This window comes from Elizabethkingia argenteiflava, assembly GCF_009904105.1.
GTDB lineage: Bacteria > Bacteroidota > Bacteroidia > Flavobacteriales > Weeksellaceae > Elizabethkingia > Elizabethkingia argenteiflava.
In genome coordinates this window covers 1-9,816 of sequence record NZ_JAAABJ010000399.1, presented here as the reverse complement: position 1 = coordinate 9,816, position 9,816 = coordinate 1, and the positions used below count along the sequence as shown (strand labels likewise).

Genomic DNA, 9,816 nt, shown 5'->3' with positions numbered 1-9,816 from the left:
GGTTTTAATATTGGCGATTATTTTTTCTTTTTCTAACATTTGTCTTAAATTCTCACTGTCAAATCCTGCATCAGCATTGAGAAACAATCCTTTATGATCTATTTCTGCTTCGCTTAGAAGTGACAGAATTTCTTTCAAACTACCTTCTATTTGGTATAAATCGTGATGATGGCCACTTTTTGGACTTCCCATTGCCAACATTTGTCCCCGGTGATCACACAGAAAAATGCTATTGGTGGTTTTTGCCTTTTTTCTACCTTGATAGCCTAGCTTTTCACCTCCCATTAGGCTTGGGGTGTGGCTGCCGTCCAACTGAACGCTTGACATATTCAATTTTCTTTTATTAAGGAGCGAAAGACCTATCCATGCCTTTCTGAAAGAGCCATCTTTGCTCCATTTATTGAAATAATAGTAAATGCTTTGCCAGCAGATTTTCTCTTTGTCAAAATATTCTTTCAAACTTAATTCTCGCCCCTGACAGCCTGTTTTCAGGCGTTTTACAATAAGCTGAATTATTTTTACCAGATTATATCTCGTCGAAAATCCTCTTTGTCCTTTGCTTAAATGAGTTAAAATCCATTGTTCTATTTTATCTTTGCTGATGAGTTCCAGATTATTATTTATTTGATTTGCAATTCAAATTTGCTATTTTTCTCGGAACTCTTTTTGTGTAAATAAGTTTAAACAACTTCTTTGCTAAAAATATAAGTTTGTGGTTTATGGCCATGTTGATTTTTTGGCATAGCTACTTCAGCACGAATCTGGTCGTAAGTGGGTCAATACTTTTGATTGCTAATACTCAGATAGCCTTTACTTATTAATGATTTTAATCCAGTGATTTTTATAGATTGTCAATGTCATGTATGTGAGCCTCTTTTAAGTCAGAATCAGTTGTTACCTACCCATTCAATTAAAGTCGCAATAAGTACTGCACAGTATCCTCTATTCGGATTGTTAAGCCGGTTCTACTTGCGAACAGTATTTTTTAAACTTCTGTTAGGTGGTATTTCCAATGTTATACCATCTGCTTTGTAGTATCACGGATATATATTTTTTAGCGATATTTTTGCTTAATGAATTCCTATGGGTAAAAAGTTCCGTTTTCTAAGATTATCAACACTAAACTCTATTCTCAATGATAAACTTAAAGTTAACTTTCTGAATCAATACTCATAAATTCTGAAGTGAAGTCTATTTAGGTTAACTCAGGATCTGAAAATTGTGACGTCAATAATTTTCGGAGGATAAAAAAACAATCAAACTACCGTTCCAACTATAAATTTCATACACCTTGCTGTATCTGCTTGGCCAATTTCAAACTATTGTTAGCGATCTTTGGTATGGCTGTACTCGCTCTTATCTATGTACTTAAATGATATGGAATAATTCCTATTCTGATTTCTCTTCTAAATCGTTGTATTCTTGCTTAAATAATTCAACTTCTTCTTTAGCGATCACCTCATCAATATCATTAATTACAGAATGATCAATTATAGGTGTTGTCTCAATAATCTTTTTAAGATTGGTTTTCAGCCAATCAGAATTCCAAATTTGTAAATTAGGATTTTTGTTAACCACTTTTTCGCATAGTTTTTCTGTATATTTTCTGTTTGGGTCAAGTTTAATTGTAACTCTTTGAAGCCAGATTTTTAGATGGCCTGTGTTTGGTATTTTCTCAAACTTTTTATAGATAAGATTTAGTATTTTGTTCTTCTTCTTATCATTTTGAATGAGTGATAAGAGTTTACTAAGAATAGCAGAAGCAATAGGATATGTTCTTGGACTTTTGTACATAATGTCAGTCAAAATACTCACTAATACGACTATATTTTGGTGGGTTTCGTTGATGCCCTTCATTCGGTTATAGAATTTACCCAGTGCTTTTGATAAACTGCCTGAATTTGGATATTCTTCTGATAGCTTGTGAATAATTAAAAGGTGTTCCTGAATGCCTGTTGCGCTCTTTCTTGAAGAAATCCAATATAGCTTATCAGGTTTAATAGAGTTATTAATGATATTGTTTGACATTATTGTTTTTTTTGCATTTAAGCCCATTCCAAGTTTCACCAGAACTTCAGTCAATAACTTGGTGATTTTTTCAGCTATTTGTGGATTGTTTGAGAAAATTCTGTAATCATCACGGTATCTAATTATTTCGTAATCCGTTAATTTGAGATTCTTGATTTCCTTAGATAGTTCTACATCGGCATAGCCGAGAACCATTTCAGCGATAAAGTCCATCAGGACACTTCCTTGCGGAATTCCATTTGTTTGTCCATAAGCCATATCTTGTAAGTGTTTATCAATAACATTACCAATTAAAGTTTTGTTGTTTCTTTTTTCTTTTGCTTCTTTTTTGGTATGAATAGCCCAAGGAACAGAATGGCTATAGATTGAACCATAGCAATCGGAAATATCAGTCATCAAAACATATTCGTATTTCAATGCTAATTCTAATGATTGCTGTTCAATAGATTGCCACCATTGACTAATGGATGTTGCACGGTCAGACTGTTGGTTTTCTGAACGTAAAGGTATACTGTAACATCTGATCATCTTATTCTCCTGAAAAACAGCGAAACGACTCACAATTGTTTTCCAGTTTTCTTTTTGAGTAATCTTATTGACAAGAGAAACATAAAGTGCAGGGTGAATGAGCTGCAAAGGTCGCCAGGTGAACTTACCATCTTTATTATTGAGGAATTTGTGGTTTACATCTTCAAATTGGGAAGGAAAATTTGTTTTGGTTTTTCCTTCTCCGATAGGGCGTTTTGAATAGAATTCGTTTAAATCTTTTTCACCAATTTCAGCAGCAACTACCCGTAATAAATTTTCAAATACAAAATATGTAGGCAGGTCAGAATTGAAATAACTTTCTTGTTTGAGAAAATATGATCTTGCATCTGTATGATCAAGTTTTAAAATTCTTTCCATTTGTGAGGGTTAATTTTTTGTAGATGTTCGGCATTTGGGCTTAACTATAAACCCTGGAGACTCATGATTTGCATTTTTTTTCCGCCAAAGCAACATGCTTTGACATCAAATTTAATGAATATAACTCTTAATTATAAGTAATTATAGAATGAAATTTACTTTGTAAGTAAAGGTGTGTAATAAAAAACATCAAAAATCCAATCACAATCCGTTTGAAAAGTCTAGCAACGCTAAGGGGAGGCTTTATTTTCAGTTTCAGCAAAAAATAAGTTTCCATCTTGCGGAAAAGGATCTGTATTTTTTTATCCTCCAGAATTTTAATAAAAATAGAATGTACCTAGCATTTCTCAAAAAAATTGCATTTATACGTGGCGAAATACATCACTCCAATTATCAATAAAACTCAGATGTTGCCTGTAAGCCTTATAATAAGTGTTATTATTAATTTCCGTTGGATCGATCGTTTAATTCATTAAAACGTATCGGCTCCTGGGTCGTTTCTGCTATCGGATTAGCCTTCTACATACTCTGCAAGGCTTTTACCTCAGGAGGGTCTTTCTTTTTTTTGACGCTACAGACCTGTTGGAGTAAAGTTAATTTTTTGTTTCAATAAAAAAGTAGAACCTCATACAATATAATTGGTAAATATTCTTTTGGCGTGAATGTGGTTTTCTCTTGGGTGAAGGCTTACATACGGTCTTATGATAAAGAAATGCTGGGAAGACTGAATGCTATGGTAAACCTGCTAAAGGTTGAAAAATAACGCATACAATTCAAAATTAGAGTATTTTTCAGTTAATCATTAGTCAAACTATCAAATAAAGTCTTTCTTTATTTTTTACCGGGGCTATTCATCATATAATTAATATTATTTTTTGGGCTAGCATCATGTAATTATTAAAGTATTTATTCAAATTTAAATATAGTTCTGGTTTCTTGTTTTTTATTTTTTATTATTAAAAATAGGCGTAAATTTGCCTCCAATTTTTTTTCATTAGTAAGCTTTTACTCAATTATTTATATTTAATGTATATTGATAATTATATGTAACAATTAAAATACACCAATCACATTATAATATGAAAAAAACAATTATGAATAGTAATTTATAATTTAAATAAATCTTAAATAATGTGTGTTTTTGAAAAGAAGGAGTATACAGCTCCGAAATTGGATACCTCTTTAGTAGAAATGGAACAAGGAATTGCTGCAGGGTCTGCCTCTGCTAGCCTTAAAGCCCCAGATAAGAATGAAGTAGTATTACAAGAAGAATGGGACATTGATCCTAATGATAAACGAACTGTAGAATGGTAAGCCTATTAAAATGTAGTATAATATAATTATATGAATGTTAAAATGATTAAAATGATTAAAAACGTTAAGATAATAAGCACCAGTATTGTGTTTGCAATCGCTTTTTTTATGACCTCGTGTAGAGGTACGGAGAGCGTTATAGAGGGAGAGAATTTAGTATCTCCAATACTTAAGGGCGAAGCGCTTCTTAAGATTAATCTCTTGGGCGATGAGTATCGCACCGAAAGTTTTACACCATTGGCCTCAGTTAAACAAAGAAGAGACTTTTCTGCTGAAAAAGAAAAGGTGAGTAACTTTATCATTGGAGATCAGGCTTTTATTGCGAGCCTTCGGCCCGTTTCTTCCGCCGCTATCTCAAGAGGTCTTACATCTTTATCTCCAGCAGCTCGTTCCGCTGCGACTTCTGTTCGTTCTTATTTGAAACCAGGGGTAACCTATAGAATCGTCGTATATAAAGGTGAAGACTATGTTACCCAAAAGTTGTATACGATCAATGAATTAGGTATTTCCATTCCCACATTAGGTGAAAAATCGACTCTTGATCCCATAGCACTAGATAAAGATACGGTGTATACTTTTGTAGTATATTCATTTAATAATAAACTAGACCCGGGAGCAGCACCTACAAGCCCTCGATCTCAAGCTGTATTAAATAACATCAATGGAGATTATGATCTTATGTATTATTCCAGAGATCAGAAAATGAAAGCTGGAGAGAATGTCTTAGAGGTTATATTAAAACATAAATTTAGCCAGATCACTACTATAATAGATGCATCAGCAGTAGCATCTGGTGCAGGTATTCAGTCTATTACTTCTGCGAATATGAATAAACATCGTATGAATAATAGTATGAGGTTATCCAATGGAGACGTGACTTTTGATTCTCAAACAAGTAGAAAAGCTATTGATTTTAGTGCTAACACTACTTCTAATCCGATCTGGACCAGTAAACCTATACTTTTAGCAAATCCAGGTACAGCAGCTGTCGATATGGAGCAACTCAGCATAGCTTCAATGCGAGTGGGAAATAAGGTGAAGAATGATATTCTTATACCTAATTTGGTGGTTTCGCCCGGAGTGAAGTATGATTTTGAACTTAAATTTGCTTGTACAGAGATCATTACACCTGCTCATGATTTTTTAATGGAAGATACAGTAGGGAATACGGATGGATCTAGCCTGTATCAGTCATTTGTTTTTCCTGCTGCAGACTCCGGTTTTACATTTGAGATTTATCAATTAGATAATTCCATTAATATGAAGGTCAATGGAGTGCCCTTGGCCAATCAGGAAATTCAATTTCAGCGCGGGATACCTGATTCACCCCAAAATATAAGATTTAAGTCCGATCGTGGTTTGTGGCAGAGTGGGGGAATACTCGCCATTTATAACATGCATAAAACCAATCCTAAACCTTCAGAACTCTTTGGAATTGTAAAAGTAATTATTGGTCCTGATGGTCTGGTTTCAATGTTTGGTAGAAGATCGGGAACTACACCCTGGGAGCCTCTTGAGTTATTTAATGGTGCGGAATTCAATAAAATAACATGGAGATCAGATAAGAGTAATGATGTTCAAGTTTCAATGAAGAGAACAGGATATACTTATTTGAGAGGTCGAGGTGAAGGTAGGAGAGTGGTTCCTTGCCCGTAAGAAGGAGATTAAAAGTATGATGTATGAGAGAAGCCTTAACCAATTGTTAAGGCTTCTCGTTTTGACCCATTATTCACCCTATAGCAGAGATTGTCCCATATTATGGAAGAGGGAAATTCTAGGGCGTAATTTATGGACTTAATTTTCAGATTCTTTTTCACCCTGTTATAATGAAACTGCGACAGTAATGCTCTATAGATGGTATTAATTTTCATATTATAAAGATTATAAATTAAAAAAAAACTATGGATATCATATTTATATAATATCACTATAGCCATCTATAGTGATATTTTTTTATCACAATACACTATTAAGATTAATTTTTTACATCTTGATGATTTTCAGCGCTATAACTGTATATTAAAAAAACTTAAAATCTAATATCAATTCATTTTTTTTGTATATTGCAATTAGATATTGTAATAATTCTTAGATAGTTGTATATTAAAATGTTACTATCTAGCATTTGCAATAATTAAAAAACACACTTAATAAAAAAATGATGAAAAAATTGGAAAAACAGGAGTACGTTCCCCCTGAATGGGATGTGCTCTTATTAAGCATGGAGCAGGGTATAGCTGCTCAATCCGCCATAGTAGAACCACCGAAGACTAATAACCAGGAAGTTAGAGAAGAGTGGGGGAACGATGACAATGTTAACCAACAAATGGATTGGTAATTCGGAAATATACAAGCCTATGAAACTAAATTAACTAATTTTAAACTTTGTCCGTATCCATATAGCTATCCTATCGTAAAACAGTATATAAAAGCTTTACGAGATTATTTTATTATAAGTTTAGCAATAAACCCATTGAATTTGTTTTGCTTGTAATGGATATGAGGAGGTAAACATGATTTTTTGAAACCTATCACCAGCAAAAATTAAAATGCACTCATTACAGGTTAAAGTTAGACTTTACTAGGGGCTGTTTATGGTTTTAAAAATAAGGAGATTGGTTAGACCCAAGATTTGGGTATATTCCCTAAAAACTCTTCAATAGGGCTATCGTATTACTTTCTATAACGAACATCTGTCAGAAGTCGTAATTTTTATAAGGTCACACCCTCTTTCATTTTCTGAAGAGGGTGTATTTTTTTGAAAAAAGTATAATCCTTAATGGGAAGGCGGGAGTAAAGCTAAAACGCTTTCATATGCCCCACCATTGTATACATTGTTAAGGCCTTGTGTTTTAAAAAAATCTGTGGCTTTTCCAGATCGATTTCCAGATCGACAAAAGAAAATTATAGGGCCGTTAAGTTTTTCAATTTCGTCTCTTCTTTCTTCAATTTCTCCCAAAGGAATATTGATAGCCTCTTCTATGGCACCATTCATTTCCAATTCCAGGGGCTCCCGTACATCAATAAGATGATAATTACCGGTCTTTAATAAGTCTTCAATCATTTTTAAATTTTTATGAGGAATCATGTTATTTCTTAAAATCTCTTAGGCTGTTTATCTTTATCTGATCCGTTCTCAATTTTTTATGCATATTCTTTTTATAGAGAGTGCTTTCCCAGTCGCCATACATGGCATTGGGAAGGATAATAAACCGACGGCCAAAAACCTTTGGATTTTCCAATACTTTTTCAGCAGCGGTCTTTCCGTTGTTATTATAATAGTAAAGATCCGAAAAATCACTTAAATTATCACCGAAAAATAATACAATATTATATCGTTCTGTAATTTTTTGACGTCTTTCTTCTTTATTCGATTGATGAGTTTTTAATATAAGATGTTCATTATCAGCGAAAGGAAAATTTTTCTTTTGAAGATTTGTTAAAGTAGCGGCTCTTTCACTTTCATATCGATTAGAGAGGTAAAAAATCTCAACCCCCTTATCTTTAGCAAAATGTAAAAAATCCAACGCGCCAGCAATAGGCTCTGCTTTTGCCAGGCTTGTCCAGCTATTCCAATCTTTTTGATTAAAACTTTTATGATTTTTAATTTGGTAGGCTTGATAAGGAGAATTATCCAGTATGGTTTCGTCAATATCCAGAACAATAGCACGGGGTTTATCTGTGATATCTTTGCTTTTTAGAATTTCCGTAAGGCGTAATTGTGCCAGTTGATAGGCTTGTAGTGTTAATGCTTTATATTCTCCGGAATTTTGCATCCATACCGTTGCATTGATCAGATCTTGCGTATTCTGATACTTTCGTGTAGAGCAGGAAAGCAATGATAAAACCAAACCTCCCCAAAACAATATTTTTTTCATAATGTAAAATCTCTATTTTAAAGATTCACAAAGTTAACACATAAACCCAGATTAATAAAATATAATTCTGTGTGATAGTAAACCTAAAGACCGATTTTTTGGTATTTTCATACCAAAACCTACCGCTCGATGATTGTATATTTATTTGTAATATCTTTCTTTTATATTTGAACTTTTTAATAAAAATAGCTATAAATTTTGAAAACAAAGAAAATTATCGTCTTGGGAAGTTGTAATACCGATATGCTGGTCCATACACATCGTTTGCCCGCTCCTGGTGAAACCATTATGGGGGGAGATTTTATAATGACTCCTGGAGGAAAAGGAGCCAATCAGGCTGTAGCAGCCAGCAGGTTAGGAGGAGAGGTTACTTTTATTACTAAAATTGGAAATGATATCTTTGGGAGACAATCTTTAGAGGTCTTTAAAAGAGAGAATATTAATACCAATTTTATCTTTTCCGATGCAGAACATCCTTCCGGGGTGGCGCTAATTACAGTAGACAAAGATGCAGAGAATTGTATTGTGGTAGCCCCAGGGGCAAATAAAACCCTATCAAAAGAGGATATTGATCAATGTAGAGAAATTATAGAGAGTGCGACTATTCTTTTAATGCAGTTGGAAATCCCCATAGAAACCGTAGAATATGCGGCTAAAATAGCCTATAATGCTGGAGTAAAGGTGATTCTTAATCCTGCACCCGCTTCTTTTTTATCTACCCGCTTATTGCAAAATATACATATACTGATCCCCAATATCATAGAAGCTGAGGTTATTTCGGGGGTAAAAATAAGCGATGGGGAGACTGCAAAAAAAGCTGCGGATATAATCCATCAAAAGGGAGTGGGCACTATCATTATTACATTAGGTAAATTTGGAGTTTTGTTGAAAGAGAAGGGTGGGTATTATAATATTCCGATAGAATCCAAAATAAAAGCAGTAGATACAACCGGAGCAGGAGATACCTTTTGTGGAGCTATTTGCGTAGGCATACTAGAGGGGATGTCTATGGTAGAGAGTGTGGGTTTCGCCAACACAGCAGCAGGTATAAGCGTCACTAGAGCGGGAGCCCAGCTTTCCATTCCTTACAGAAAAGAGGTAGAAACCGCTAAAAAGAGCTAAGCAATAAGTTATGCAATGGGCATAGTATTTTGTTTGATGATTATAGTTTGTGGCAGATTTTGGATGGGCATCCAAGACTTAGCCAGTGCCAAATTTTGTTCTGAATTGGGCGATTGAAACCACCGCCTTGGGATTTTATAATTTTCCCTACTTAATGCGCTTTTATATATGCAAGATACCCGTAAAAGTTTTATGCTGTATAGCCATAAGCAGAAAGAGAAAATCTTCTCCATACTTTAATGGAGGTGGTATATTCAATGCCCCCAAGATATTATTCCATGGCTGATCAGATCATAAGGGCTATCTGCGAGTGGTAAACTTTCCACCAGATGGGGTGATTTGTATGCATTATTGATATGCAGAATAAAAAGCAATAGTGTATGAAACATACACTATTGCAAAGCAAGTTAAGCACTTGGCCAGATGCCTTCGTAAGCACCGCCTCCGTAGTTGATCTTCTCGGCGCTCACGACAAAGCTGATCAGCATGCTGTTGGTATCAATGGCATTGAAGTCCACAGAGTGCTGGATCACATAGCCGTTTTCCCATTTTAAGCTAATCAGAGTGC

At 34.3% G+C, this 9,816-nt stretch carries 8 protein-coding genes; 3 read left to right on the top strand and 5 right to left on the bottom strand.

Annotated features, from left to right (window positions below; translation table 11 throughout):
- Together GNY06_RS04690 and GNY06_RS04685 are read right to left on the bottom strand one after the other, a co-directional pair.
- The coding region (locus tag GNY06_RS04690; RefSeq protein WP_166519018.1) for a transposase at positions 1-459 on the bottom strand (459 nt) is incomplete at its 3' end.
- Positions 460-1,389: 930 nt separating this feature from the next.
- On the bottom strand, positions 1,390-2,934 hold the full coding sequence (locus GNY06_RS04685) for an RNA-directed DNA polymerase (RefSeq protein ID WP_166519017.1): 1,545 nt from the start codon (positions 2,932-2,934) through the stop codon (positions 1,390-1,392).
- A gap of 1,131 nt (positions 2,935-4,065) precedes the next feature.
- On the opposite strand from GNY06_RS04685, the gene GNY06_RS04680 reads away from it, so the two are divergent.
- Together GNY06_RS04680 and GNY06_RS04675 are read left to right on the top strand one after the other, a co-directional pair.
- A complete protein-coding gene (locus GNY06_RS04680) occupies positions 4,066-4,248 on the top strand; it encodes a hypothetical protein (RefSeq protein WP_166519016.1) in 183 nt (60 codons plus the stop codon).
- Between the two features lie 51 nt (positions 4,249-4,299).
- Positions 4,300-5,904: a fimbrillin family protein gene (locus tag GNY06_RS04675; RefSeq protein ID WP_176589963.1), complete on the top strand. Its 1,605-nt coding sequence runs from the start codon at positions 4,300-4,302 to the stop codon at positions 5,902-5,904.
- 1,120 nt (positions 5,905-7,024) lie between these two features.
- On the opposite strand, the gene GNY06_RS04665 is transcribed toward GNY06_RS04675, so the two are convergent.
- Together GNY06_RS04665 and GNY06_RS04660 are read right to left on the bottom strand one after the other, a co-directional pair.
- On the bottom strand, positions 7,025-7,312 hold the full coding sequence (locus tag GNY06_RS04665; RefSeq protein WP_166519014.1) for a rhodanese-like domain-containing protein: 288 nt from the start codon (positions 7,310-7,312) through the stop codon (positions 7,025-7,027).
- A 25-nt stretch (positions 7,313-7,337) separates the two neighbouring features.
- A complete protein-coding gene (locus GNY06_RS04660; protein WP_166519013.1) occupies positions 7,338-8,126 on the bottom strand; it encodes a 5'-nucleotidase, lipoprotein e(P4) family in 789 nt (262 codons plus the stop codon).
- 198 nt (positions 8,127-8,324) lie between these two features.
- Here GNY06_RS04660 and rbsK point away from each other — a divergent pair, with 198 nt between their 5' ends.
- Entirely contained in the window at positions 8,325-9,248 is a 924-nt protein-coding gene (rbsK, locus tag GNY06_RS04655) for a ribokinase (RefSeq protein ID WP_212995084.1), read from the top strand.
- A gap of 407 nt (positions 9,249-9,655) precedes the next feature.
- On the opposite strand, the gene tssD is transcribed toward rbsK, so the two are convergent.
- The coding region (gene tssD / locus GNY06_RS04650; protein WP_317163721.1) for a type VI secretion system tube protein TssD at positions 9,656-9,816 on the bottom strand (161 nt) is incomplete at its 5' end.

Coding starts and splice junctions, on each gene's coding strand:
- GNY06_RS04680 (WP_166519016.1), top strand. CDS start 4,066: ATGTGTGTTTTTGAAAAGAAGGAGTATACAGCTCCGAAATTGGATACC.
- GNY06_RS04660 (WP_166519013.1), bottom strand. CDS start 8,126: ATGAAAAAAATATTGTTTTGGGGAGGTTTGGTTTTATCATTGCTTTCC.
- GNY06_RS04665 (WP_166519014.1), bottom strand. CDS start 7,312: ATGATTGAAGACTTATTAAAGACCGGTAATTATCATCTTATTGATGTA.
- GNY06_RS04675 (WP_176589963.1), top strand. CDS start 4,300: ATGATTAAAAACGTTAAGATAATAAGCACCAGTATTGTGTTTGCAATC.
- GNY06_RS04685 (WP_166519017.1), bottom strand. CDS start 2,934: ATGGAAAGAATTTTAAAACTTGATCATACAGATGCAAGATCATATTTT.